Origin of the sequence: Geodermatophilus ruber (assembly GCF_900114385.1) — a bacterium.
GTDB lineage: Bacteria > Actinomycetota > Actinomycetes > Mycobacteriales > Geodermatophilaceae > Geodermatophilus > Geodermatophilus ruber.
In genome coordinates, this window is record NZ_FOSW01000012.1 from 93,305 (window position 1) to 118,984 (window position 25,680).

The following is a 25,680-nucleotide window of genomic DNA, read 5'->3' on the forward strand; positions in this document are numbered from 1 at the left end:
CGGCCGCCTCCGCCCGCCGGTCCACGGCGCGGCGAGGAGCGGCGGGCGACGCGGTGCCTCAACCCCCGAGAACGCGCTCCTCGAGCATCCGCTTGACCGTCGCCGCGTCGGCCTTGCCGCGGGTGGTCTTCATGACCGCTCCGACGAGCGCGCCGAGCGCCTGCACCTTGCCGCCCTGCACCTTGGCGACGACGTCGGGCGCGCCGGCGATCGCGGCCTCGACCGCGGCGACCAGCTCGTCGGACTCGCCCATGACCGCCAGCCCGCGGGCCTCGACCACCCGCGCCGGGTCGCCCTCGCCGGCCAGGACGCCGTCGAGCGCCTGCCGGGCCAGCTGGTCGTTGACCGTGCCGGCGGCGACCAGCGCGGTCAGCTCGGCGACCTGCCGCGGCGTGACCGGCAGCTCGGCGAGCTCCACGCCGGCGTCGTTGGCGCGGCGGGCCAGCTCGCCGAGCCACCACTTGCGGGCGTCGGCGGGCGAGGCCCCGGCGGCGACCGTGCCGGCGACCAGATCGACGGCGCCGGCGTTCGCGATCCAGGCCATCTCGGTGGCCGAGAGCCCCCACTCCTCCTGCAGCCGCGCGCGGCGGGCGGCCGGGAGCTCGGGCAGCTCGGCGGCGAGCTTCTCCACCCACTCGGCGTCCGGGGCGACCGGGACCAGGTCCGGCTCGGGGAAGTACCGGTAGTCGGTCGCCTCCTCCTTGCTCCGGCCGGGCGAGGTGCTGCCGGTGTCCTCGTGGAAGTGCCGGGTCTCCTGCAGCACCCGCCCGCCCCCGTCGAGGACGCCGGCCTGCCGGCGTATCTCGTGGCGCACCGCGCGCTCCACCGCGCGCAGCGAGTTCACGTTCTTGGTCTCGGTGCGGGTGCCCCACTCCAGGCTGCCGATCGGCGCCAGCGAGGTGTTCACGTCGCTGCGCAGGTTGCCCTGCTCCATGCGGACCTCGGAGACGCCGAGGGCCAGCAGGATCTCGCGCAGCTCGGTGACGTAGGCCCGCGCCACCTCCGGCGCCTTCGCCCCCGCGCCCGGGATGGGGCGGGTGACGATCTCGACCAGCGGGATGCCCGCCCGGTTGAAGTCGACCGCCGAGTACTCCGCGCCGTGGATGCGCCCGGTGGAGCCACCCACGTGCAGGTTCTTGCCGGTGTCCTCCTCCAGGTGGACGCGCTCGATCTCGACCCGGTAGGTCTCGCCGTCGACCTCGACGTCCAGGTGGCCGGCGGTGCACAGCGGCTCGTCGTACTGGCTGATCTGGTAGCCCTTGGGGATGTCCGGGTAGAAGTAGTTCTTCCGGGCGAAGCGGCTCCAGGTGGCGATCCGGCAGCCCAGCGCCAGGCCGATGCGGATGGTCGCCTCCAGCGCCGCGGCGTTGGCCACCGGCAGCGAGCCGGGCAGGCCCAGGCACACCGGGCAGGTCTGGGTGTTGGGCTCGGCGCCGAAGGTGGTGGCGCAGCCGCAGAACATCTTGGAGGCGGTGCCCAGCTCGACGTGGGTCTCCAAGCCGATGACCGGCTCGTAGCGGGTGAGCGCGTCGTCGAAGTCGACGAGGCGCGCACCGGTTGCGGTGCTCACGGAGTGTCCCCCTTGGAGGTAGTGCGGCCGGTGATCCAGGCACCGATCCCGGTCAGCACGCCCAGGACGATGAAGACGGCGAAGACGGCCCGGCCGGTGAGCAGCCAGAGCAGCAGGCCCGCGACGACGACGAACGCCGTCAGGGCCCAGGCGGCCTTGAGCGCGCCGTTCACGCCGCGGCCGCCCGGCGGGCGAGCTCGTCGAGGAACCGGTGCCCGCGCGCGTCGGCCAGCGCGGCCTCGACCGCGGCGGCCACCCGGTAGCAACGGTCGTCGGCCAGCGCGGGGGCCATCACCTGGAAACCGACCGGCAGCCCCTCGGACAGCCCGACGGGCACCGAGATGGCCGGCAGGCCGGCCAGGCTCGCCGGCAGGGTGCACAGGTCGGCGGCGTACATGGCCAGCGGGTCGTCGACGCGGGCGCCGAGCGGGAAGGCCACGGTCGGCGTCGTCGGGCTGACGAGGACGTCGACGTCGTCGAAGGCGGCGGTGAAGTCCCGGCTGATCAGCGTGCGGACCTTCTGCGCCTGCCCGTAGTAGGCGTCGTAGTAGCCCGCCGACAGCGCGTAGGTGCCGAGGATGATCCGGCGCTTGACCTCGGGGCCGAAGCCCGCTTCCCGGGTGAGCGCCATGACCTCGTCGACGGAGCGGGTGCCGTCGTCGCCGACCCGCAGGCCGAAGCGCATGCCGTCGAACCGGGCGAGGTTGGACGACGCCTCGCTGGGGGCGATGAGGTAGTACGCCGGCAGGGCCAGGTCGAATGAGGGGCAGGAGACCTCGCGGACCTCGGCGCCCATGCTCTCCAGCAGGGCCACCGTCTCGGCGACCCGGGCCAGCACGCCGGGCTCGTAGCCGTCGGTGTGGCCTTCCCCGCCCAGCTCCCGGACGACGCCGACCCGCAGGCCCGAGAGGTCGCCCTCGGCGCCGCGGCGGGCGGCCTCGGTGAGCACCGGCATCGCGGCGTCGATGCTCGTGGAGTCGCGCGGGTCGTGACCGCCGATCGCCTCGTGCAGGACGGCGGCGTCGAGGACCGTGCGGGCCATCGGCCCGGCCTGGTCGAGGCTCGAGGAGAACGCGATGAGGCCGTAGCGGGAGACCGAGCCGTAGGTGGGCTTGTGGCCGACGAGGCCGGTCACCGCGGCCGGCTGGCGGATCGAGCCACCGGTGTCGGTGCCCAGCGCCCACGGCGCCAGGCTGCCGGCGACCGCGGCGGACGAGCCGCCCGAGGACCCGCCGGGGATGCGGTCGGTGTCCCACGGGTTGCGCGCCGGCCGGTAGGCGGAGTTCTCGGTGGAGGAGCCCATCGCGAACTCGTCCATGTTGGTCTTGCCGAGCAGCACGGTCCCGGCGTCCTTGAGCCGCGCCGCGACGGTGGCGTCGTACGGCGGCCGCCAGCCCTCGAGGATCCGCGAGCCGCTGGTCGTGGGCACGCCCTCGGTGACGAAGACGTCCTTGAGCGCGACCGGCAGGCCGGCCAGCGGGCCGAGCTCCTCTCCGGCGGCGCGGGCGGCGTCGATCTCGCCGGCCCGGGCCAGGGCGGCCTCGGCGTCGACGTGCAGGTAGGCGCCGAGCACCTCGTCCTCGGCGGCGATGCGGTCCAGGTAGGCGCGGGTCAGCTCGACCGAGCTGAGCTCACCGGCGGCCAGCCGGCGGCCGAGCTCGACGGCGTCGACCCCGGTGAGGTCGCTGTTCGGCACGGAGGTGCTCACTCGCCTTCCTCGCTGGCGCTCGTCGGCCGCGTTCGCAACGCTGCTCTGCTGCTCCGGTGAGCTCGCACGCTCGCTCACTCCTCGTCTCCCAGGATCTGCGGCACGCGGAAGCGGCCGTCCTCAGCGGCGGGGGCCTCGGCCAGGACCACGTCCCGGGGCAGGCTCGGCTCCACGACGTCCGGGCGCGCCACGTTGGTCAGCGGCACGGCGTGGGTGGTCGGCGGGACGTCGGCGACGTCGGCCTTGCCGACCTGCGCGACGGCGTCGAGCACCGCGCTGAGCTGTCCGGCGAAGTGGTCGAGCTCCTCGTCGGTCAGGGCCAGGCGGGCCAGGTGCGCCAGGTGCGCGACGTCCTGCCGTCCGAGTCCGGCACTGCCCTGCCGGCCGGGAGCTTCCTTCGGGGAGGGGGTGCTCACTGCGGTGCGAACTCCACTTCGGCGGTGCCCTCCGGGCGCCGCTGGGGACCAGGTATCCAACCACGCCACTGTACGTGTGCGGTGCTCGCGACCCGTCGGCGGCGACGGTTCCCGCAGCCGTTCCGGCCGGGCGGCTCGACCCGGTACGGGCCGATGGGGGAAGCTGGTCCCACCGCGATCGATGGAGATCGGCCCGTACCTCGAGCACGCCCACGGAGGGAACCGTGTCCTATCTCCTGCGGCTGGTCGTGCCGGACCGCCCCGGCATCCTCGGCGCGGTGGCCACGGCCCTGGGCCATGCCGACATCGACATCATCTCCGTCGACGTGCTGGAGCGCGGCGGTGGCGTGGCCGTCGACGACATCGTCGTCGACCTGCCCTCCGACCGGCTGCCCGACAGCCTGATCACCGCGGCGCAGGCCGTTCCCGGCGTCCAGGTGGAATCGCTGCGGCCGTTCGCCGGGGTGCTGGACACCCATCGGGAGCTCGAGCTGCTGGAGGCGCTGGCGCGGACCGGCGAGGGCACCGCGGTCAAGCTGCTGGGCGCCGAGCTGCCCCGGGTCTTCCACGGCGGCTGGGCGGTGATCCTGCACGGCACCGAGGCCGGCCCGTGCGACGTGCTGGCGGCCTCCGACGCGGCTCCCACGTTCGAGGGCATGACGGTGCCGTGGCTGCCGCTGCCGGCCCCCCGGCTGCTGCCCAGCGAGGACGACTGGCTGCCGGAGCGCTGGCGGGAGATGGCCATCGAGATGATGGTCGCGCCCTTCGGCAGCCCGCGGACCGCGGTGGTGCTCGGCCGCTCCGGCGGGCCGGCCTTCCGCCGCTCGGAGCTGCTGCGCCTGGTGCACCTCACCGGGATCGCCGCGACCGTCGCCCAGCTGCCGCCCGCCTGAGCCGGGCGACCGCCGGCGGGGGCACGGGCTCACTCCCCCGCCGGCTCCGCCTTCGCCGCCTCAGCCCCCGCGGGCTCGCTGCCGTCGCCGATGGTGGCCACCGCCCGCGCCGCCTCCGGCCCCTCCTCCAGGAGCACCCGGAAGCCGTCGTCGTCCAGGATCGGCGCCTTGACCTGCACCGCCTTGTCGTACTTGCTGCCCGGGTCGGCACCGACGACCACGAAACCGGTCTTCTTGCTCACCGAGCCGGTCACCTTCCCGCCGCGCTGCTGGATCGCCGCGATCGCCTGGTCCCGGCTGAAGTCGCGCAGCGAGCCGGTGACGACGACGGTGACCCCGGTCAGCGGCCCCGGCCCGGCGTCCTCCCCCTCGTCGGCCATGCGGACACCGGCCGCCCGCCACTTCTCCACGACCTCGCGGTGCCAGTCGACGGCGAACCAGTCCTTCACCGACCGCGCGATGGTCGGGCCGACGCCGTCGGCGGCGGCGAGCTCTTCCTCGGAGGCCTCGGCGATGCGGTCGAGGGAGCGGAAGTCCCGGGCCAGCGCCTGCGCCGCGGTCGGCCCGACGTGGCGGATCGACAGCCCGACGAGCACCCGCCACAGCGGGACGTCCTTACGGGTCTCCAGGTTGGCCAGCAGCTTGCGCCCGTTGGCCGACAGCGCGCCGTCCTTCTTCGTGAAGAACGCCGTCCGCTCCAGCTTCTCCTCGTCCAGGAAGAAGATGTCGCCCTCGTCCTGCAGCAGCCGGCTCTCCAGCAGCGCGATCGCCGCCTCGTAACCGAGCACCTCGATGTCGAACGCCCCGCGCCCGGCGACGTGGAACACCCGCTCCCGCAGTTGCGCGGGGCAGGACCGGGCGTTCGGGCAGCGGATGTCGGCGTCGCCCTCCTTCTCCGGCCGCAGCTCCGTACCGCACTCCGGGCAGTGGGTCGGCATGACGAACTCGCGCTCGTCGCCGGTGCGCGCGGCGACGACGGGACCCAGCACCTCGGGGATGACGTCGCCGGCCTTGCGGATGACGACGGTGTCGCCGATGAGCACGCCCTTGCGCTTGACCTCGCTGGCGTTGTGCAGCGTGGCCAGCTGCACCGTGGAGCCGGCCACCTTGACCGGCTCCATGAACGCGAACGGCGTCACCCGGCCGGTGCGCCCCACGTTCACCCGGATGTCGAGGAGCTTGGTGGTCGCCTCCTCCGGCGGGTACTTGAAGGCGATCGCCCAGCGCGGCGCCCGCGAGGTGGAGCCGAGCCGGCGCTGCAGGGCGATCTGGTCGACCTTGACCACGACGCCGTCGATCTCGTGCTCCACCGAGTGCCGCTGCTCCCGGTAGCGCTCGATGTAGGCCCAGACGCCCTCCAGGTCGTCGACCACCTCGTAGCGGGCGCTGACCGGCAGGCCCAGCGCCCGCAGCCGCTCGTAGGCCTCCGACTGCCGCTCGGCCGAGAACCCCTCGGCGGCGCCGAGGCCGTGCACCACCAGGCGCAGCGGCCGGGAGGCGGTGATCCGCGGGTCCTTCTGCCGCAGCGAGCCGGCCGCGGCGTTGCGCGGGTTGGCGAACGGCGCCCTGCCCTGCTCCACCATCGCGGCGTTGACGTCGGCGAACGCCGCGATCGGGAAGTAGATCTCGCCCCGGACCTCGAGCAGCGCGGGCACGTCGTCCCCGGTCAGCTGCTGCGGCACGTCGGCCATCGTGCGGACGTTGGCGGTGACGTCCTCCCCGGTCACGCCGTCGCCGCGGGTGGCCGCGCGCACCAGGCGGCCGCGCTCGTAGACCAGCGCCACCGCGACGCCGTCCACCTTCAGCTCGCACAGGTAGGCCACCCCGGTGCCGGCCTCGCGCTCGACGCGGGCGGCCCAGGCGGAGAGCTCGTCGCTGCTGAACGCGTTGTCCAGGCTCTGCATCCGCTCCAGGTGCTGGACCGGGGAGAAGGTCGCGGTGAAGCCGCCGTTGACCTTCTGGCTGGGCGAGTCGGGCGTCACCAGCGCCGGGTGCTCGGCCTCGATGCCCTGCAGCTCGCCCATCAGCTGGTCGTACTGGGCGTCGCTGACCAGCGGCGCGTCCTGCACGTAGTAGGCGAAGGCGTACCGGTCGAGCTCCTCGGAGAGGTCCCGGTGCCGGGTGCGCGCCTCGTCGGAGACCTCGGTGAGGTCCTCCCGCTCGGCCGCGGCCCCCACCTGCGGGGCGTCGTCCAGCGACTCGTCCAGGTCGGCTTCGGTGGTCACGGCGAAACGGTATCCGCCCGGTACGACGGTCGACCGGCCCTTCCCCCGCCTGGCCCCGTCCACGGGACCGCCCCGAGCTCGCGAGGGGGGGAGGACGGGGTCCTTCTACTCCGGCCGCAGGTACCGCGCCGCCTCGCGGACGTGGGCCATCGCCGTCCGCGCGTAGCCGGGCGTGGCGCCGGCCAGGCCGCACGCCGGGGTGAGCGTGACGGCATCCGCCAGCCGGTCCGCGGGGAACCCGAGCTCCCGCCACCAGGCCTGCACCCGCGACGCGGTCGCCTTCGGCGCGGGCAGCGAGGCGTCGGTCCCGGGGACGACGCCGGGCAGCAGGTGGACGCCGGCCTCGACCGCGGCACCGATCGGGTCGAGGTCCTGGACCAGCCCCAGGTCGAAGGAGACCGCCGCGGCGCCGGCGGACCGGAACAGCTCCAGCGGCGCGCGGGAGGCGCAGCAGTGCACCACGACCGGCACCGGCAGGGCCGCGACGACGGCGGCCAGCTCCTGCTCCACCACGGAGGCCTCGACGGCCGGCAGCCGGCCGAAGCCGCTCGCGGTGGGCAGCGCTCCCTGCAGGACCGCGGGCACCGAGGGCTCGTCCAGCTGGACGACGACGCGGGCGCCGGGAACCCGGGCGACGACGTCGGCCACGTGCGCGGCCAGCCCCTCGGTCAGCGACTGGGCGAGGTCGCGGCGGGCCCCGGCGTCCACGACCGCGCGGTCGCCGCGGGTGCGCTCCAGGCCGGCGGCGAGCGTCCACGGGCCCGCGGCCTGCAGCTTCCACGGCCCCGCGTAGCCCTCGGCCACCTCGTGCAGGGCGTCGAGGTCGCGGGCGAGGAGCTCCCGGGCCCGCCGCAGATCGACGCCGGCCCGCGGCACGAGGCGCCAGCCGGCCGGCGTGAGCTCGACGGCGAGGTCGACCAGCAGCGCGGCGCTGCGGCCGATCAGGTCCGCGCCGGGTCCGCGATCGGGCAGCTCGGCCTGGTGCGGGAAGTCGGGCAGCTCCCCGGTGACCAGGCGCAGCGCCTCGGCGGGGTCGGTGCCGGGCAGCGAGCCGACACCGGTGGCCGGGCCCCACGCCACGGGGGTCGCAGTGCCGCCGTCCTCGGGCGAGACGTCGTCGGGGGCACTCGGTTCGATCGGCGGGACCACGACCGCGACGGTAGCCCGGTCGGGATCAGGCCCGGACCGGCCGCCCGGTCGCGCGCACCGTGCCCTGGCCGAGCACGAGGTCGCCGCACCCGGCGTCGGGCGAGTACAGCACCGCCGACTGCCCCGGCGCCACGCCCCGCTGCTCCTCGGCCAGCAGCAGCAGCAGCCCGCCGTCGTCGGCCGCGCGCACCTCACACGGCACCGCCGCGCCGTGCGCGCGCAGCTGCACCTCGGCGGTGCACGGCAGCGCCGGGGCCGGGCCGGTCCAGGTCGGCGGGGCGGTGCGCACCTCGGTGACCCCGGCCAGGTCGGCGGTGCCGATCGTCACCGTGCGCGACACCGGCTCGATGCCGAGCACGTAGCGGGGGCGGGAGTCGCCGACGGCGACGCCCAGCCCGCGACGCTGGCCGACGGTGAAGCCGTAGGCGCCGGCGTGCTCCCCCACGGTCGCGCCGGTGGCGGCGTCGACGACCGGCCCGGGCTGCTCCCCCAGGCGCCGGGCGAGGAAGCCGCGGGTGTCGCCGTCGGGGATGAAGCAGATGTCGTGCGAGTCCGCTTTGGTGGCCACCGCGAAGCCGCGCTCCGCGGCGATCTCCCGCACCCGCTTCTTGGTCATCGAGCCGAGCGGGAACACCGCGCCGGCCAGCTGCTCGGCGGTGAGGACGGCCAGCACGTAGGACTGGTCCTTCCCCGCGTCCACCGAGCGGCGCAGCTGCCCGTCGGCCAGCCGGGCATGGTGCCCGGTGACGACGGCGTCGAAGCCCAGCGCCTGCGCCCGGTCCAGCACCGCGGCGAACTTGATCTTCTCGTTGCAGCGCAGGCACGGGTTGGGGGTGCGGCCGGCCGCGTACTCGGCGACGAAGTCGTCGACGACGTCCTCGGTGAACCGCTCGGCGAGGTCCCAGACGTAGAACGGGATGCCCAGCTCGTCGGCGACCCGGCGGGCGTCGTGCGCGTCCTCCACGCTGCAGCACCCGCGCGCCCCGCTGCGCAGCGTCTGCCGGTCCGGCGAGAGCGCCAGGTGCACGCCGGTCACGTCGTGACCGGCCTCGACGGCCAGCGCCGCGGCCACGGCGGAGTCCACCCCGCCGCTCATCGCGGCGAGCAGCCTCATCGCCGGCCGAGCCCGGCCCGGCGGGCGCGCTCGACCACCGGGCCGATGACCGCGAGCACCGCGTCGACGTCGGCGTCGGTGGACGTCGCGCCGAAGGTGAACCGCAGCGAGCTGCGGGCCGTGGCCGCGTCGGCGCCGACGGCCAGCAGCACGTGGCTGGGCCGGGCGACGCCGGCGCTGCAGGCCGACCCGGTGGAGCACTCGACCCCGCGGGCGTCCAGGAGCATGAGCAGCGCGTCGCCCTCGGCACCGGGGAAGGACAGGTGCGCGTTGCCGGGCAGCCGCCCCGGCCCGCCGGCGAGGACGTCGTCCAGCGGGGCGCCGTTGAGCTGGACGTCGGGCACCCGGTCCATCACCCCGTCGACCAGCCGGTCGCGCAGCGCGGCCAGGCGGGCGGCCCGCTCCTCCCGGCCGCCGACCGCGGAGGTGGTGGCCACCTGCAGACCGACGATCGCGGCCACGTCCAGCGTGCCCGAGCGCACGTCGCGCTCCTGCCCGCCGCCGTGCAGCAGCGGCATGCACGCGGCGTCCCGGCGCAGCAGCAGCACGCCGGCGCCCATCGGCCCGCCGAGCTTGTGGCCGGTCATGGTGAGCGCGTCGACGCCGCTGCCGGCGAAGTCGACCGGCACCTGCCCCACCGCCTGCACCGCGTCGGTGTGCAGCGGCACCCCCACGGCGTGGGCGGCCTCGGCGAGGGCGGCCAGGTCGCTGACCGTGCCGATCTCGTTGTTGGCCCACATGACGCTGGCCACCGCGACGTCCTCGCCGTCCCCGAGCGCCTCGGCCATCGCCTCGGGCGTCACCCGGCCGGTCGGCTCGACCCGCAGCCAGGTGATGTCGGCTCCGTCGTGCTTGGCCAGCCACTCGACGCTGTCGAGGACGGCGTGGTGCTCGGCGGGGCTGGCCACGATCCGCCGCCGCCGGGAGTCGGCCTCCCGCCGGGCCCAGTACATGCCCTTGACGGCGAGGTTGTCGCTCTCGGTGCCCCCGCCGGTGAACAGCACCTCCGAGGGGCGGGCGCCCAGCGCCTCGGCCAGCCGCTCGCGGGACTGCTCGGCCACGCGGCGCGCGGCCCGGCCGCTGGCGTGCAGCGAGGACGGGTTCCCCACGCGCCCCAGCTGCTCGGCCATCGCGACCAGCACCTCGGGCAGCACCGGCGTCGTCGCCGCGTGGTCCAGGTACGTCACCCGCACTCCTCGCTGGCGCTCGTCGGCCATGTGCCCGTCATGTTCTGCTCCTGCGCGACCTCACCCGCTCGGTCACGTCGCCAGGGTAGTCGCGGGTTGCGGGCCGCCCGCCGCTCCCACCGGGGCAGCGGCCCGCGGGGCCACCACGGCGCCCAGCACGGCGAGAGCGGTGAGCACGACGGCGGCGACGACGACCGCGACCGAGAGCGGCAGCAGCGCGGCGGTCGCCGCGGCGACGAGCACGCCCACCAGGCCGACGCACAGCGCCGAGCCGGTCACGTCGGCGATCTGGAAGGCGGCCGAGTCCGCGCCCCGCCGGTGCTCGGGGGACTGCTCGAGCAGCAGCACACCGACGCTGGGCATGCCCAGCCCCATGCCCAGCCCGGCCACCGCCCAGGTCAGGTAGGCCGGCCAGCCGCCCACCCCGGGGACGGCGACGAGCGCACTGGCTGCCACGCCGGTGGCCAGCAGCACGAAACCGGCGCGCAGCAGCCGCCCGCGGGAGACCTGCGGACGGCGACCCTGCAGCTGGGAGGCGATCGCCCAGCCGACCGCGCCGGCGGTGAGCGGGATCCCCGCCGTCGTGGGGCTGTAGCCGTGCAGCTGGGTGAGCGCCAGCGGCAGCAGCACGTCCATCCCGAAGAACGCTCCGGCCAGCAGACCACGGGCACCGACGACGGCGGGCAGCCCCGCCCGCGCGCGGGCGACGCCGGGCGGCAGCAGCCGGCGCAGCCCGCCCGCCAGCGCGGCGAGCCCGGCCGCGGCGAGCGCCACCGAGGCGAGATCCAGCCGCTGGCCGGCCGCCTGCAGGGCGCCGATGCCGAGACCGGCCAGCCCGGCCCACAGCGGGCCGAGGGCGACGCGGGAGGCCGACGGCGCGGGCGCGGCCAGGCCGCGCAGTGCCGGCAGCACCAGCAGCAGGCTCGCCGCGACCAGCGGCAGGAGGCCGAGGAAGACCCAGCGCCAACTGGCGTGGGTGGTGACCAGCCCGGCGACCAGCGGCCCCACCAGCGCCGGGAGCACCCAGGCCGCGGAGATGGCACCGAACAGGCGCGGCCGCAGCGCCCCGTCGTAGGCCTGGCCGGCGACCACGTACAGCGAGACTGCGATCAGCCCGCCGCCCAGGCCCTGGACCGCCCGGGCGGCCACGAGCGGCGCCATGCTCCCGGCCAGCCCCGCGGCCAGCAGGCCGGCGGCGAACACCCCGCCCCCGGCGACCAGCGCCGTCCGCGGGCCGCGCCGGTCCCCCAGGTCGCCGCCCATCACCATCCCGACGACCGAGGCGACCAGGTAGGCGCTGAACGGCCAGCCGTACCAGGCCAGCCCGTCGAGCTCGGCCACCACCGTCGGCATCGCCGTCCCCACGGCCATCGCCTCGAAGGCGATGAACGTGACGAGCAGCAGCAGCCCGGCAGTCGGCAGCCGGTGCCGCCGGTCGAAGATCCCTGCGGCCGGCCGGGTGTCCACGTCCCCGCCAACCACCGGCTCCCCCGTCCGCTTCCCGCCCCGGACGCGCGTCGGGCGCCGGCCCCCGCGGAGGGGGGCCGGCGCCCGACGGATGCGGCCCGGGACGGGCCGGTGCTCAGCCCTTGCGGGCGGTGATCGCCTCGGTGGCGGCCGGGACGACCGTGTTCAGGTCGCCGACGATGCCGAAGTCGGCCAGCTCGAAGATCGGGGCCTCGGGGTCCTTGTTGACCGCGACGATCGTCTTGGACGTCTGCATGCCGGCCCGGTGCTGGATGGCCCCGGAGATGCCCACGGCGATGTAGAGCTGCGGGGAGACGGTCTTGCCGGTCTGCCCGACCTGGAAGGTATGCGGGTAGTAGCCCGAATCCACCGCCGCGCGGGAGGCGCCCACGGCCGCGCCGAGGGAGTCGGCCAGGCCCTCGATGATGGCGAAGTTCTCCGCCGAGGCCACCCCGCGCCCGCCGGAGACCACGATCGCGGCCTCGGTCAGCTCCGGGCGGCTGCTCTTCTGCTCCACCACCCGGTCCACGACCTTGGTGGCCCGGGCGGCGTCGGACAGCTGCACCGCGACGGTCTCCTCCGCCGCGGCCGCCGGCGCCGGGGTGGGGGTGACCGAGTTGCCGCGCAGCGTGTAGATCGGGGTGCCGGCGGTGACCTTCGAGTGCACGATGGTCTGCCCGGCGAAGGCCACCTGGGTGGCGGTGCCCTCGGCGGTGACCTCGGTGACGTCGGTCAGCAGCCCGCTGCCGGTCTTGACCGCCAGCCGGGCGGCGACCTCCTTGCCCTCCGGGGAGGACGGGATGACCACCGCCGCGGGCTGCTTGTCGGCGACCAGGCCGGCGAGCACCTCCGCCTTCGGCGCCACCAGGTAGTTCTCGATGTCGTCGGACTCGGCGACGTAGACCTTCACCGCGCCGTACTCGGCCAGCTGCGCACGGGCGCCGGCCGCCGCGCCCGGGGCGCCGGCCACCACCGCGGCCGGCTCGCCCAGCGCGCGGGCCGCGGTCAGCGCCTCCAGCGTGGTCTTGCGCACGCCCTCACCGGCCGGGTTGAGCTCGACCAGGACCAGGACCTCAGCCATGACTGTTGATCTCCTCGCAGAAAGAAGGGAAAGGCTTGATCGGCCCGGGTCAGACGATCTTCTGGGCGGCCAGGTAGTCGACCAGCTTCTGGCCGCCGTCGCCCTCGTCGGTGACCTTCACGCCCTCGCCCTTGGGCGGGCGGCCGGCGAAGTCCAGCACCTGGCTGGTGGCCGCACCCAGGCCGACAGCGGAGGCATCGATGCCCAGGTCGGCCAGCGTCTTGCGCTCCACCGGCTTCTTCTTGGCCGCCATGATCCCCTTGAAGGAGGGGTAGCGCGGCTCGTTGATGGTGTCCCAGGTGGACACGATCGCCGGCAGCGGCGCCTCCAGCGCCCAGTAGCCGCCGTCGGTCTGCCGCTCCACCTTCGCCACCCCGCCCTCCACGGTCAGCTTGCGCGCCCCGGACAGCTGCGCGATCCCCAGCCGCTCGGCCAGCAGCGCCGGCATCACGCTCATCTGCGAGTCGGTCGCCTCCGCGCCGCACAGCACCAGGTCGTACTCCAGCTGCCCCAGCGCCGCGGCCAGCACCGCCGAGGTCGCCACCGCATCCGACCCGTGGATCGCCTCATCCGAGACGTGCACCGCCCGGTCCGCGCCCATCGACAGCGCCTTGCGGATCGCGTCAGCGGCCGAGTCCGGCCCCACGGTCAGGATCGTCACCTCGCCGCCCTGCGCGTCGCGCAGCTGCAGCGCCTCCTCGATGGCGTACTCGTCGATCTCGTTGACCACGTTGTCCGCCGCCCCCCGGGCGACGGTGTTGTCCGCCGGGTCCAGACTCCGCTCACTCCCCGAGTCGGGAACCTGCTTGACCAGAACGACGATGTTCATCGTCAGACCTACCTCCGCACTGGGGTCAGGGCGCGGACCTCCGCCCGCCTCGCTCCGATAGTGGACGTTACCGCCGAGTAACGGCGCTGCCCTCCCCAGAGCCGGTGACCCGGATCACGTGAGCGCGATCACCCGGCCGGCGCGACCAGCACCGCTCGCTCGGCGGGCGTCACCGTGACCGCCGTGCCCGGGACGAGGGCCTGGCTCTCGGCGCTCGCGACGTCCACGACGACCTCCACGCCGCCGGGCAGGGCCACCGCCAGCCGGGTCGACGCCCCCGAGAACGTGCGGGTGACCACGCGCCCCTCCCCGGCCGGGTCCGCGGCGACCAGCAGCGCCTCGGGGCGGACGAGGGCGACCACCGGCCCGCCGGACGGCGCGGCACCGGCCACCGGACGGCGGACGCCGAGCAGCTCGACCCCGCCGCCGGCGAGCACCGCCGGCACCCGGTTCATCGTGCCGACGAACTCCGCGACGAACGCCGTCGCCGGCCGCTCGTAGAGGTCGTCGGGCGAGGCCACCTGCTCCAGCCGCCCGGCCCGCAGCACCCCCACGCGATCGGCCACCGACAGCGCCTCGGCCTGGTCGTGGGTGACGAAGACGGTGGTGATGCCGAGCTCCAGCTGGATGCGGCGGATCTCCTCCCGCAGCTGGACCCGCACCCGGGCGTCCAGCGCCGAGAGCGGCTCGTCGAGCAGCAGGACCTGCGGCGCCACGGCCAGCGCGCGGGCCAGGGCCACCCGCTGCTGCTGCCCACCGGAGAGCTGGTGCGGGTAGCGCCCCGCCCGGTCGGCCAGCCCCACGAGTTCCAGCAGCTCGCCCGCGCGCCGGCGCTGCTCGATCCGGCTCCGGCGGCGCACCCGCAACCCGAAGGCGACGTTCTCGGCGACGGTCAGGTTCGGGAACAGGCTGTAGGCCTGGAACACCATCCCCGTGTCCCGCTTGCTGGCCGGCACGTCGGTGACGTCCCGCCCGTCGAGCAGCACCCGGCCGGCGTCGGGGCGGTCGAAGCCGGCGATCGCCCGCAGCGCCGTCGTCTTCCCGCAGCCCGAGGGGCCCAGCAGCGCGAGCAGCTCGCCACCGGTGACGTCCAGGTCGAGCCCGTCGAGCGCGAGCACCGAGCCGTACCGGCGGGTGAGGCCCTCCAGCCGGACGCCGACTCCCGGGCGCTCGCGCAGCTCCGCGGGGGCCGTCCCGGCGGGCGCGGCAGGGAGCGTGGTCATGCGGACTCCTTCCCCGGCCGCCGGCGGTCCAGCGCGGAGATCAGCAAGAGCAGCAGCCAGGTCATCGCCAGGGAGAGCACCGAGACCGCGACCGACAGCTGCGGCTGCGACCCGGAGATCTCCAGGATCCACGTCGGGAAGGTCCGGAAGCCGAGGATCGCTGCGACGGTGAACTCACCCAGCACCAGGGCGAGGGTCAGGAAGGCGGCGTTGAGCACCGAGGTGCGCAGCACGGGCAGCACCACCGAGACCAGCACCCGCGGCCAGGAGGCGCCGAGGTTGCGGGCGGCCTCGGTGAGCGTGCGCAGGTCGGTGCCGCGCAGCCCGGCGTCCAGCGCCCGGTAGACGAACGGCAGTGCCAGCACGACGTAGACGAACACGAGGATCCACGGCAGCGACGGCCGCTGGAGGGCGAAGAACACCTCGGCCAGCGGGGTGCCGAAGAAGTGGTCCGGCGCCCAGGCCAGCACGCTGCGCACACCGACGACCAGCGCGATCGGGGGCAGCACCAGGGGCAGCAGGGTGAGCAGCTCCACCGTCGTCCGCAGCCGAGGCAGCCGCAGCTCGACGAGGACGACCGTCGGCACCATGAGCAGCAGGGCCAGCAGCACGGTGAGGCTGCCGAGGGCCAGCGACCGCCCGAAGGTCTCGGCGAACCCCTCCGCGGCCGGGATGCCCGTGTAGTGCTCGGCGGTCAGCCCGCCCGCGCCCCCGTCGCGGAGGGTGAACCACAGCGAGGCGCCGATCGGCACCAGGAAGTACAGGCCTGCGGCGGTGAGCACCACCCACCGCCAGGTCCCGGCGCCGCGCCGCCCGGCCCGGACCGGCATCTCCGGCGCGACGCCGCCGGCGCCGGTGACCCCGGCCGTCGACAGTGCGCTCATGCCAGCCACCGCTGGGTGCGCCGCTGCACCCAGGCGTAGAAGGCCATGACCAGGCCGATGAGCACCACCATGCCCAGGGCGAGCGCCTTGCCGAGGTTCTCCGAGCCGACGACGACGTTGCTGGAGAGCGCGTCGGCGATCTGCAGGGTCACCAGCGGGATGCTGCTGCCGACCAGCGCGCGGGCGGTGGCGTAGGCGGCGAACGCGGAGGCGAACAGCAGCATCGTCGCGCCGAGGACCGGCGGCGCCAGCACCGGACCACCGACGTAACGCCAGTACTGCCAGCCGCTGGCCCCCAGGTTGTCCGCCGCCTCGCGCCACTGCGGGCGCAGCGCCTCCAGCGCGGGCGTGATGGTCAGGACCATCAGCGGCACCAGGAAGTACAGGTAGACCAGGGCCAGGCCGGCCATCGAGTACAGCGAGAAGCCGCCCCAGCCCAGCGTGTCGGTGAGCAGGGCGGTCACGACCCCGGCGTTGCCGATGGTGGCGATGAATGCGAAGGCCAGCGGGACGCCCCCGAAGTTGGCCAGCACCCCCGAGGCGGTGAGCACCAGGCGGCGCAGCAGCCGGCCGCGGCGGGCGCGCAGCACCGCGACGGCCAGTGCCAGCCCGAGCGCGGCACCGAGGACGGCGGTGATCGCCGAGAGCTGGAGGCTGCCGACGTAGGCCCGCCGGTAGGCGCCGTCGGTGATCGTCCCCAGGTTCGCCGCGGACCAGGCGTCCTCGAAGGTGACCGGGTCGGTGACCCGGAAGGCCTCCACCGAGAGGACGGCGATCGGCAGCACCAGGAACACCGCGACGTAGAGGAAGAAGGGCAGCGCGCCGAGGGCGGCGAGCAGCCCGGCGCGCCGGCCCCTCCTGCGCGGGGCCGGCGCGTCGGGCGCACCCGCCGGGCGCGCGACCGGTTCGCGGGCGGTGCTCAGCCGGAGATCTCCGCGTTCCAGCGCTCGGCGACCACCTGCTGGGCGGCGGTCTCCTGCTCCTGCGTCGGGAACTCCGCGGTGCCCTCCACCGGCGGGAGCGCCGACAGCGCGTCGGCGTCGGCGGTGCCGGCCTCCTGCATCGACGGCAGCCGCACCGGCCGCGCCCCGCCGTTGAGCCAGATGTTCTGCCCCTCGTCGCTGTAGAGGAACTCCTGCCACAGCCGCGCGGCGGCCGGGTGCGGCGCGAACGTGCTGATGGCCTGGCTGTAGTAGCCGCCGAAGAGGCCGTCGGCCGGGACGTGCACCTCCCACTCGACCCCCTGCTCGGCGAAGGTGTCGGTGAAGGAGGCGTTGAGGTAGTCCCAGTCGATGGAGATCGGCGTCTCGCCGCTCTGGATCGTGGCCGGGGTGATCTCGACCGGGTTGAAGTTGCCGGCCGCCTTGACCTGCGCGAAGAAGTCGATGCCCGGGCCGATGTCGTCGAGGCTGCCGCCGCTCGCCAGCGACGCCGCCCAGACACCCGCGAACGCCGCGGCGGCCTGCGTCGGGTTGCCGTTGAGCGCCACCTGGCCGGCGTACTGCGGCTCGAGCAGGTCGGCGAAGGTGGTCGGGCACTCGGCGACCACCGTGGCGTTGCAGCCGATGGAGATGTAGCCGCCGTAGTCGTTGTACCAGTGGCCGTCGGCGTCCTTCTGCCCCTCGGGGATCTCGTCCCAGGTCTGCACCCGGTAGGGCGCGAGCAGGTCCTGCGCCTGCGCCTGCCGGGCGAACGCGGTGCCCAGGTCGAGCACGTCGGGCGCGCGGTCCTGCCCGCGCTGGCTGGTCACCGCGTTGAGCTCGTCCTGGCTGGAGCCGTCCGGGGAGGCGCTGTTGATCTCGATGCCGTACTTCTCGCTGAAGGTCTTCAGCATCTCGCCGTAGTTCGCCCAGTCCGGCGGCAGCGCGATCACGTTGAGCACCCCCTCGGCCTGCGCGGCCTCGATCAGCGCCTCCATCCCGCCGAGGTCCTCGGCCGAGGTCGCCGTGGCCGCCTCGCTGCCGGCCCCTCCCCCGCCGGAGCCACCGTCGTCGGACCCGCAGGCGGCCAGGGCCAGGGTCGCGGTGACCAGCGCCGCGGCCGTCCGCACGGTCGGGCGATTCCACAGGGTGCTGCGCTGCACGTCTCTCCTCCAGTGGTGTGCCGGCAGGGGGTGCACCGGCGGGGCAGGCTGCCGGGATCGTGGCAGAGCGGGACCGTCCGTGACGGGTCAGGAAGGCCGCCACCCGGTGACCGTCCGGGAAACGATGATCACCGGCCGGCGAAGGTCGCCTTCCCCGGACCGCTCTCCAGGAAGGAGCTCATCCCGGTCTTCTGGTCCTCGGTGTCGAACAGCTCGGCGAACAGCCGGCTCTCCAGGGCCAGCCCCTCGCGCAGCGGCAGGTCCAGCCCCTCGTCGATCGCCCGCTTGGCGGCGGCCAGCGCCAGCGGCGGGCCGGCGGCGAACTTGCGGGCCATGGCGACCGCGGTGTCGTAGACCTCGTCGTCGGGGACGACCGCGTCGGCCAGCCCGATCTCCAGCGCCTCCTCGGCGCCGACGTGCCGGCCGGTGAACACCAGGTCCTTGGCCTTGGCCGGGCCGACCAGGCGGGCCAGCCGCTGGCTACCGCCGGCGCCCGGGATCACGCCGAGCAGGATCTCCGGCTGGCCGACCTTGGCCCCGGCGCCCATGACCCGGAAGTCGGCGCACAGCGCGAGCTCGTAGCCGCCGCCGAGGGCGTACCCGGTGATCGCCGCGATGACCGGCTTGGGGATCTCCTGCACCCGCGTGAAGGAGTCGGTGAGCTCGCGACCCCAGGCCACCATGCTCGCGCCGTCCAGCTGCGCCATCGCCTTGATGTCCGCGCCGGCGGCGAAGACGCGCTCACCGCCGTAGAGCACCACGGCCCGGACGTCGGACCGCTCGGCGGCCTCCATCGCCGCGGCCCGCACCTCCCGGTGCAGCTGCTCGTTGATCGCGTTCATCTTCGGCCGGTCGAGGCGGATGGTCCCCACCCCGTCCGCCACCTGCAGGGTCACGAACTCGGGCGCTGCCATGCGGGGCCTCCATCGAGGGGGGACGACGTCGTCGCCGCACCCTAACCAGGCGGGCCCTCAGGCCACGCGGCGCGCCGTGTACCGGCCGTCGGCGCGCCCCACCTGCAGCGCCAGGCCGAAGGTGTGCGACAGGGCCTGCTCGGTGAGCACCTCGTCCACCGGGCCGGCGGTCACCACCTCACCCGCGCGCAGCAGCAGCGCGTGGGTGTAGCCGGGCGGGATCTCCTCGACGTGGTGGGTCACCAGCACCTGGGCGGGGGCGCCACGGTCCCGGGCGAGGTCGGTGAGCCGGCTGACGAGGTCCTCCCGGCCGCCGAGGTCCAGGCCGGCCCCGGGCTCGTCGAGCAGCAGCAGCTCGGGGTCGGTCATGAGCGCGCGGGCGATCTGCACCCGCTTACGCTCGCCCTCGCTGAGGGTCCCGAACGGGCGGTGGGCCATCGCCGCCACGCCCCACTGGTGCAGGAGCCCGGCCGCGCGGGTCAGGTCGTCGACGTCGTAGCGCTCGCGCCAGCGGCCGACCACCGCGTACCCGGCGGACAGGACGACGTCCCCGGTCCGCTCCGACGCCTCGATGCGCTGGGCCAGGGCGGCGCTGGTCAGCCCGATCCGCGGCCGCAGCTCGAAGACGTCGACCGCCCCGAGGGTCTCCCCGAGCAGGTGCACCTCCCCGCGGGTGGGGTGCATGTGCGCCGCGGCCAGCTGCAGCAGCGTCGTCTTCCCCGCGCCGTTGGGCCCCAGCACCACCCACCGCTGGTCGGGCCCGACGGTCCAGTCGATCCCACGCACGAGGTGCGCCTGTCCGCGGACGACGTCCACACCGTGCATCTCGACGACCGGCTCGCTCGACACGGCGCCCATCCAACCAACCAGGGCCGCCGCGTCCGCGGACCGCCCCGCCCACCGGCCGGTCTCCCACCGCATCCGGCGGAAACTGGGACGATCGGGGCGTGCCTACGAGCCCCGCGGACGTCGAGGTCTGGCCCGGGTCCCCCACGCCCCTGGGCGCGCACTGGGACGGCACCGGCACCAACTTCGCCCTGTGGTCGGCCGCGGCGCAGGCCGTGGACCTGTGCCTGTTCGACGACGCCGGCACCGAGCACCGCCACCGGCTGCAGGAGACCACCCACCAGGTCTGGCACGCCCGCCTGCCCGGCGTCGGCCCCGGCCAGCGCTACGGCTACCGGGTGCACGGCGGCTACCAGCCGGGCTCGGGCCACCGCGCCAACCCGGCCAAGCTGCTGCTGGACCCCTACGCCCGCGCGGTCGACGGGGACCTCACGCTGCACCCGTCGCTGTTCGGCTACCCCGACGCCGCGGTCGACGGCCCGGTGCCCGATCCGCGCGACTCGGCCCCCTACGTGCCGCGCGGCGTCGTCGTGCACGACTCCTTCCCGTGGGACGGCGACCGGCGACCGGGCACCGCGTGGTCGGACACCGTCATCTACGAGGTGCACGTCAAGGGCGCGACGATGGCGCACCCCGACGTCCCGCCGGTGCTGCGCGGCACCTACGCCGGCCTGGCCCACCCCGCGTTCGTCGAGCACCTGCTGGCCCTCGGGGTCACCGCCGTCGAGCTGCTGCCGGTGCACCACTTCGTCAGCGAGCCGCACCTGCTGCGCCGCGGCCTGACCAACTACTGGGGCTACAACACCCTCGGCTACTTCGCGCCGCACGCCGGCTACAGCTCGTCGGGCTCCGGCGGCCAGCAGGTGACCGAGTTCAAGGCGATGGTCAAGGCGCTGCACGCCGCCGGCCTCGAGGTGATCCTCGACGTCGTCTACAACCACACCGCCGAAGGCGACCACACCGGGCCGACCCTGTCGTTCAAGGGCATCGACAACCGCGGCTACTACCGGCTCCGCGAGGGCGATCCCTCCCGGTACCAGGACTACACCGGCTGCGGCAACACCCTCGACGTCCGCCGTCCGCAGGTGCTGGCGCTGCTCATGGACTCGCTGCGCTACTGGGTCACCGAGATGCACGTCGACGGGTTCCGGTTCGACCTGGCCGCGGCGCTGGCCCGTTCCATGCACGACGTCGACCGGCTGTCGGCGTTCTTCGACGTGGTCCACCAGGACCCGGTGGTCAGCCAGGTGAAGCTGATCGCCGAGCCGTGGGACATCGGCGAGGGCGGCTACCAGGTCGGCAACTTCCCGCCGCTGTGGACCGAGTGGAACGGCAAGTACCGCGACACCGTCCGCGACGTGTGGTCCGGCGCGCACGTGGGCGTGCGCGACCTGGCCTACCGGCTCACCGGCTCCTCGGACCTGTACCGCTCCGACGGGCGGCGGCCGCTGGCCAGCATCAACTTCGTCACCGCGCACGACGGCTTCCCCCTCGCCGACCTGGTCACCTACGAGCACAAGCGCAACGAGGCCAACGGCGAGGACAACCGGGACGGCGAGCGCCACAACCGCAACTGGAACTGCGGAGTGGAGGGCGAGACCTCCGACCCGCAGGTGCAGGCGCTGCGCGCCCGGCAGGTGCGCAACCACCTGGCCACCGTGCTGCTGTCGACCGGCGTCCCGATGCTCACCGCCGGGGACGAGCTGGGCCGCACCCAGCAGGGCAACAACAACGCCTACTGCCAGGACAACGAGCTCTCCTGGCTGGACTGGAAGTCCGTCGACGAGGACCTCCTCGCCTTCGTCACCCGCCTGGTGCGCCTGCGGCGGGACTCCCCCGTGCTCCGGCAGGAGGCGTTCTTCGAGGGGCACGAGATCCCCGGCACCGGCGGCACCCGGGACCTCGCCTGGTTCCATCCCGCCGGGCACCAGCTGTCCACCGGCGACTGGTTCGACACCGGCCTGCAGACGATCGGGATGTACCTCGACGGCCGGGGCATCCGACACCGCGACGAGCGCGGCCGGGCGGTGCAGGACGACTCGTACCTCGGGTGGCTGCACGCCGGTCCCGAGCCGGTGACCGTGCACCTGCCCGGCCCGCCGTGGGGCGACGACTACGAGCTGGTCGTCTCCACCGAGTACGCGACCGGTGCCCCGCCGCAGAACACGATCGTGGCCCCTGGCCCGGTCGAGCTCCCCGGCCGCAGCGTCTGGGTGATGCGCGTTCTCCGGAGGCCGTGAGCACGGCAGTCACGCCGAGTAGGCCCCGGAGGGGTCCGCGCAGGCGCGACGAAGCGGCTCAGCTCAGGTCGGGGACGGCACCTGGCCGCGGTGCGACCCGGAGGATCGCAGTGTCGTAGCTCAGTCCTGGGGCTCCTCGAAGGTGATGACCGTCCAGCCGAGCAGCAGCCGGTCGCCGTCGGAGAGCGGGTGGGCGACGCCCGGCTCGAGCTGGGTCCACTCGGTGGCCTCGGGGCCGGCGACGTGGGTGCCGTTGAGCGAGCCCAGGTCGACCAGCGCGATCTCGCGGCCGTCGCGCTGGATCGCCGCGTGGGCCGAGGAGAGCACGTTCTGCGTGTCGGCGATGGGGACCGCCCGGGCCGAACCGCTGGTGACCAGCTCGTGGCCGTCGGGCCGGCGGCCGAGCACGAGGTCCTCGTCGACGGTGATGACCAGCCCGTCATCGAAGCGCAGGATCGGCGCCGCGGGCGGCTCGGGCTTCCAGAAGGCGGTCGACTCGCCGCTGTCAGGCCCCTGGGCCGGGGCGGCGGTGGCGGCGAAGCCGTCGGAGGCGGCCCCGCCGAACCCGGCGTCGGAGCCGGCGGTGAACGACGACGCCGCGGCGCTCGCCTGCGGGGCGGCGACCGAGGAGGGGTGCGCGGCGGCAGCCAGCTGCAGCATCGCGCCGGAGCCGGGGACGGTGCCCTCGACCAGGTCGTAGGCGACGCCCGGGGGCATCGACGGCACCGGCTGGCCGGGACCGACGTAGAGGGTCTGCCCCAGCTGGAAGCCGCTGGCCAGCGTGCAGTGGTCGGCCGGGGACCCGGACACCGGGACGCCGTCGACCGCCGGCTGGCCCTTGCCGGACCACAGCGCCACCCCGGTGCCCGTGCCGCCCGCGGTGTCGACGAGGACCAGGGCGAAGGACGCCGAGCCGCCCCCGAGTGCGGTCACCTGGTGCGCGACCGCGGCCAGGACCCGCTCGGCGCCGGGCCCGGAGACACCCAGGCAGGCGTGGAGGGCGGCGACGAGCGCCGGCGCGCCCGGCGCGTCCACCCACAGCAGACCGCTCCCCCGTCGGGCGACGACGGAGTCTCCGGGCAGGACTTCACAGCGGTCGGGCATGGCTGCCAGCCTAATGACCTCAGCCGGGGTCGGCGGAGCCGCGACACCCGCCACGCCGAGGGTGACGGCACCGCCCGGTACCGGTGCGACCGGCGAGGCGGGTGTGGCCAGGCACGGGCCCCGCGGGCGCGGGGATCAGGGGTGCGCGACCACGCCCAGCTCGGCCGGGTCGGCCAGGTGCGCGGAGTGCGGCAGGACCCGCACGGTGTAGCCGAACGCCCCGGTGCGCTCCAGCGGCAGCGTGGCGGTGAACCAGTGCCGGGTGCCGTCGGTCTGCTCGTGCTGCATCGGCACCGTGGTCACCTCGTGCAGGGCGTCGGTGTCGTCCACCCGGCCGTAGGCGGCCTGCACCTCGACGTCGGAGGGGGTGAGCCCGGGCAGCTCCACCTCGGCGCGCAGCGCGAGGGTCGAGCCGATCTCCGGGGTGTCGCCGGCGCCGGTCGCCTCCACGTGGGCCACCCGCACGTCGCCCCAGTGCTCGAGCAGGTGCGCCCGCCAGCCGGCCTCGGTGCGGGCCGCGCCGTACCCGCTCTGCGCCATCTCCCGGGCGGAGCCGGCCGCGGGGACGTACAGCTGCCGCACGTAGTCGCGCAGCATCCGGGTGGCCAGCACCTTCGGGCCGGTCTCCCGCAGCGTGTGGCGCACCATCTCGACCCAGCGGGTGGGGATGCCGTCGCGGTCGGTCTCGTAGAACCGCGGCACCACCTGGGTGCTGAGCAGGTCGTAGATCGCCCGGGCCTCCACCTCGTCACGCCGGTCGGGGTCGGCGATGCCGTCGGCGGTGGGGATCGCCCAGCCGTTCTGGCCGTCGTACCACTCGTCCCACCAGCCGTCGCGGATGGAGAGGTTCAACCCGCCGTTGAGCGCCGACTTCATGCCCGAGGTGCCGGAGGCCTCCAGCGGCCGCAGCGGATTGTTCAGCCAGACGTCGCACCCGGACATCAGGTAGCTGGCCATGCCGATGTCGTAGCCGGGCAGGAAGGTGATCCGGTGCCGGATCTCCGGGTCGTCGGCGAAGCGCACCATCTCCTGGATGAGCTGCTTGCCGGTGTCGTCGGCGGGGTGGCTCTTGCCGGCGATGATGATCTGGATGGGCCGCTGGGGGTCCAGCAGGAGCGCCTTGAGCCGCTCCGGGTCGCGCAGCATCAGGGTCAGCCGCTTGTAGGAGGGCACCCGGCGGGCGAACCCGATGGTCAGCACGTCGGGGTCGAACGCGGTGTCGGTCCAGCCGACCTCGGCCTCGCCGGCCCCGCGGGCCAGCAGGGTCTCCCGCAGCCGTCGGCGGACCTCCTCGATCAGCCGGGCGCGCAGCCTGCGGCGGGTGCTCCACAGGTCGGCGGCGGGAATCTTGTCCACGCCGTCGAAGTGCTCCGGGCCGTCGATGACCAGCGGGTCCCCCTCGCTGGAGGTCTGCGCGCCCAGCTCGATCATCTCGCGGGCGGTCCAGGTGGGCGCGTGCACGCCGTTGGTGATGTACCCGATCGGCACGTCGTCCGGGTCGAACCCGGGCCACAGGTCCTGGAACATGTACCGGCTGACGATGCCGTGCAGCCGGCTGACGCCGTTGGCGCGCTGGGCCAGCCGCAGGCCCATGTGCGCCATGTTGAACTTCGACGGGTCCTGCTCGGCGCCCAGCGCGATGAGCTGGTCCAGGGGGACGCCGAAACCGGCGAAGTAGCGCTCGATGAGCGCCCGCGGGAACCGGTCGATGCCGGCCGGCACCGGGGTGTGGGTGGTGAACACCGTGCCGGCGCGCACCGCCTGCAGCGCCTCGGCGAAGGACAGCCCGTGGGACTCGGTGAGCTCGCGGATCCGCTCGACGCCCTGGAAGCCGGCGTGCCCCTCGTTCGCGTGGAAGACCTCCGGCTGCGGGGTGCCGGTCGAGGAGCAGTAGGCGCGCAGCGCCCGGACGCCGCCGATGCCCAGCAGCATCTCCTGGCGCAGCCGGTGGTCCTCGTCGCCGCCGTAGAGCCGGTCGGTGACGCTGCGCTCGGCCGGCGCGTTCTCCTCGATGTCGCTGTCGAGCAGCAGGAGGCACACCCGGCCGACCTGCGCGCGCCACACGTGCGCGTGCAGGGTGCGGCCCTCGGGCAGCGGCACGGTGATGACCACGGCCGACCCGTCGGGCTGGCGCAGCAGCTTCACCGGCAGCCCGTGCGGGTCCAGCGACGGGTAGTGCTCGAGCTGCCAGCCGTCCGGGGAGAGGCTCTGCTCGAAATAACCGGCCCGGTAGAGCAGGCCGACACCGATCAGCGGGACGCCGAGGTCGGACGCTGCCTTCAGGTGGTCGCCGGCCAGGATGCCGAGACCGCCGGAGTACTGGGGCAGCACCTCGGTGATGCCGAACTCGGCGGAGAAGTAGGCGATCGTCGCCGGCGCCTCGGCGCCCAGCGACTGGTACCAGTGCGGCGCGGTCAGGTACTCCTGCAGGTCGTCGACGACGTCCTGCATCCGGCGCAGGAAGCGCCGGTCCTTGGCCAGGGCGGCCAGCCGCTCGGCCGACACCTCCCCGAGCACCTTGACCGGGTCACCACCGCACTTCCGCCACAGCTCGGGGTCGAGGGCCTCGAAGAGGTCCCGCGTCTCCGGGTGCCAGGACCAGCGGAGGTTCATCACCAGCTGGGACAGCGGCCTCAGCTCCTCGGGGAGCGACGCCCGGACGGTGAACCGGCGGAGTGCACGCACCGCTCGAGACTAACCAGCCGCGGTGCTCCCCACAGGGCGTCGCCGGCGCGCTGCTCGCCGCG

Annotated in this window: 21 protein-coding genes; 2 read left to right on the top strand and 19 right to left on the bottom strand. The window is 74.7% G+C overall.

The annotated features are described in order from the left end of the window. Nucleotides 1–58: 58 nt before the first annotated feature. From gatB to gatC, 4 genes are all read right to left on the bottom strand, one after another. Nucleotides 59–1,570 (bottom strand): Asp-tRNA(Asn)/Glu-tRNA(Gln) amidotransferase subunit GatB, encoded by a 1,512-nt coding sequence (gatB, locus tag BMZ50_RS17875; protein WP_091327488.1) that lies wholly within the window; start codon nucleotides 1,568–1,570, stop codon nucleotides 59–61. Continuing rightward, on the bottom strand, nucleotides 1,567–1,743 hold the full coding sequence (locus BMZ50_RS24345) for a hypothetical protein (protein ID WP_177212867.1): 177 nt from the start codon (nucleotides 1,741–1,743) through the stop codon (nucleotides 1,567–1,569). Before BMZ50_RS24345 ends, gatB begins: the two co-directional genes overlap by 4 nt. Then, nucleotides 1,740–3,278, bottom strand: a complete 1,539-nt coding sequence (gene gatA, locus BMZ50_RS17880; RefSeq protein WP_091327492.1) for an Asp-tRNA(Asn)/Glu-tRNA(Gln) amidotransferase subunit GatA — start codon at nucleotides 3,276–3,278, stop codon at nucleotides 1,740–1,742. The genes BMZ50_RS24345 and gatA overlap by 4 nt, the downstream gene beginning before the upstream one ends. Before the next feature lie 74 nt (nucleotides 3,279–3,352). Further along, nucleotides 3,353–3,694, bottom strand: coding sequence for an Asp-tRNA(Asn)/Glu-tRNA(Gln) amidotransferase subunit GatC (gatC, locus tag BMZ50_RS17885; protein WP_091327498.1), 342 nt, complete (start codon nucleotides 3,692–3,694; stop codon nucleotides 3,353–3,355). A gap of 224 nt (nucleotides 3,695–3,918) precedes the next feature. Here gatC and BMZ50_RS17890 point away from each other — a divergent pair, with 224 nt between their 5' ends. After that, entirely contained in the window at nucleotides 3,919–4,587 is a 669-nt protein-coding gene (locus tag BMZ50_RS17890; RefSeq protein WP_091327503.1) for an ACT domain-containing protein, read from the top strand. Nucleotides 4,588–4,616: 29 nt separating this feature from the next. Here BMZ50_RS17890 and ligA read toward each other — a convergent pair whose 3' ends face one another. From ligA to BMZ50_RS17955, 13 genes are all read right to left on the bottom strand, one after another. Further along, a complete protein-coding gene (gene ligA / locus BMZ50_RS17895; protein ID WP_091327507.1) occupies nucleotides 4,617–6,812 on the bottom strand; it encodes an NAD-dependent DNA ligase LigA in 2,196 nt (731 codons plus the stop codon). Nucleotides 6,813–6,917: 105 nt separating this feature from the next. After that, nucleotides 6,918–7,961: a methionine synthase gene (locus BMZ50_RS17900; RefSeq protein WP_245753713.1), complete on the bottom strand. Its 1,044-nt coding sequence runs from the start codon at nucleotides 7,959–7,961 to the stop codon at nucleotides 6,918–6,920. Between the two features lie 25 nt (nucleotides 7,962–7,986). After that, nucleotides 7,987–9,075 carry a tRNA 2-thiouridine(34) synthase MnmA gene (mnmA, locus tag BMZ50_RS17905; protein WP_091327510.1) on the bottom strand — a complete coding sequence of 363 codons (1,089 nt, stop codon included), beginning with the start codon at nucleotides 9,073–9,075 and terminating at the stop codon, nucleotides 7,987–7,989. Beyond that, a complete protein-coding gene (locus BMZ50_RS17910) occupies nucleotides 9,072–10,262 on the bottom strand; it encodes a cysteine desulfurase family protein (RefSeq protein ID WP_091327513.1) in 1,191 nt (396 codons plus the stop codon). Before BMZ50_RS17910 ends, mnmA begins: the two co-directional genes overlap by 4 nt. 72 nt (nucleotides 10,263–10,334) lie before the next feature. Beyond that, complete coding sequence (locus BMZ50_RS17915; RefSeq protein ID WP_245753714.1) at nucleotides 10,335–11,729, bottom strand: MFS transporter; 1,395 nt, start codon at nucleotides 11,727–11,729, stop codon at nucleotides 10,335–10,337. A gap of 115 nt (nucleotides 11,730–11,844) precedes the next feature. Next, a complete protein-coding gene (locus tag BMZ50_RS17920; RefSeq protein WP_091327515.1) occupies nucleotides 11,845–12,810 on the bottom strand; it encodes an electron transfer flavoprotein subunit alpha/FixB family protein in 966 nt (321 codons plus the stop codon). A gap of 49 nt (nucleotides 12,811–12,859) precedes the next feature. Next, the gene (locus BMZ50_RS17925; RefSeq protein ID WP_091327517.1) at nucleotides 12,860–13,639 is read right to left on the bottom strand and encodes an electron transfer flavoprotein subunit beta/FixA family protein; all 780 of its coding nucleotides are present in this window, start codon (nucleotides 13,637–13,639) and stop codon (nucleotides 12,860–12,862) included. A 128-nt stretch (nucleotides 13,640–13,767) separates the two neighbouring features. Further along, a complete protein-coding gene (locus tag BMZ50_RS17930) occupies nucleotides 13,768–14,862 on the bottom strand; it encodes an ABC transporter ATP-binding protein (RefSeq protein WP_091327521.1) in 1,095 nt (364 codons plus the stop codon). Then, nucleotides 14,859–15,746: an ABC transporter permease subunit gene (locus BMZ50_RS17935; RefSeq protein ID WP_143087217.1), complete on the bottom strand. Its 888-nt coding sequence runs from the start codon at nucleotides 15,744–15,746 to the stop codon at nucleotides 14,859–14,861. The genes BMZ50_RS17930 and BMZ50_RS17935 overlap by 4 nt, the downstream gene beginning before the upstream one ends. Then, complete coding sequence (locus BMZ50_RS17940; protein WP_245753715.1) at nucleotides 15,743–16,540, bottom strand: ABC transporter permease; 798 nt, start codon at nucleotides 16,538–16,540, stop codon at nucleotides 15,743–15,745. Before BMZ50_RS17940 ends, BMZ50_RS17935 begins: the two co-directional genes overlap by 4 nt. Nucleotides 16,541–16,665: 125 nt before the next feature. After that, nucleotides 16,666–17,829 (bottom strand): extracellular solute-binding protein, encoded by a 1,164-nt coding sequence (locus BMZ50_RS17945; protein WP_245753716.1) that lies wholly within the window; start codon nucleotides 17,827–17,829, stop codon nucleotides 16,666–16,668. A gap of 128 nt (nucleotides 17,830–17,957) precedes the next feature. Beyond that, nucleotides 17,958–18,743, bottom strand: a complete 786-nt coding sequence (locus BMZ50_RS17950) for an enoyl-CoA hydratase/isomerase family protein (RefSeq protein ID WP_091327524.1) — start codon at nucleotides 18,741–18,743, stop codon at nucleotides 17,958–17,960. A 57-nt stretch (nucleotides 18,744–18,800) separates the two neighbouring features. Then, nucleotides 18,801–19,601, bottom strand: a complete 801-nt coding sequence (locus BMZ50_RS17955; protein ID WP_091327527.1) for an ABC transporter ATP-binding protein — start codon at nucleotides 19,599–19,601, stop codon at nucleotides 18,801–18,803. An 89-nt stretch (nucleotides 19,602–19,690) separates the two neighbouring features. Between BMZ50_RS17955 and glgX the strand changes: the two genes are divergently transcribed. Further along, nucleotides 19,691–21,829 (top strand): glycogen debranching protein GlgX, encoded by a 2,139-nt coding sequence (gene glgX / locus BMZ50_RS17960; RefSeq protein ID WP_091327530.1) that lies wholly within the window; start codon nucleotides 19,691–19,693, stop codon nucleotides 21,827–21,829. Between the two features lie 120 nt (nucleotides 21,830–21,949). Here the strand turns inward: glgX and BMZ50_RS17965 are convergent, their stop codons facing one another. Together BMZ50_RS17965 and glgP are read right to left on the bottom strand one after the other, a co-directional pair. Further along, complete coding sequence (locus BMZ50_RS17965; RefSeq protein WP_091327533.1) at nucleotides 21,950–22,933, bottom strand: FHA domain-containing protein; 984 nt, start codon at nucleotides 22,931–22,933, stop codon at nucleotides 21,950–21,952. Nucleotides 22,934–23,068: 135 nt separating this feature from the next. Further along, nucleotides 23,069–25,618, bottom strand: coding sequence for an alpha-glucan family phosphorylase (gene glgP / locus BMZ50_RS17970; protein WP_091327537.1), 2,550 nt, complete (start codon nucleotides 25,616–25,618; stop codon nucleotides 23,069–23,071). Nucleotides 25,619–25,680 lie beyond the last annotated feature (62 nt).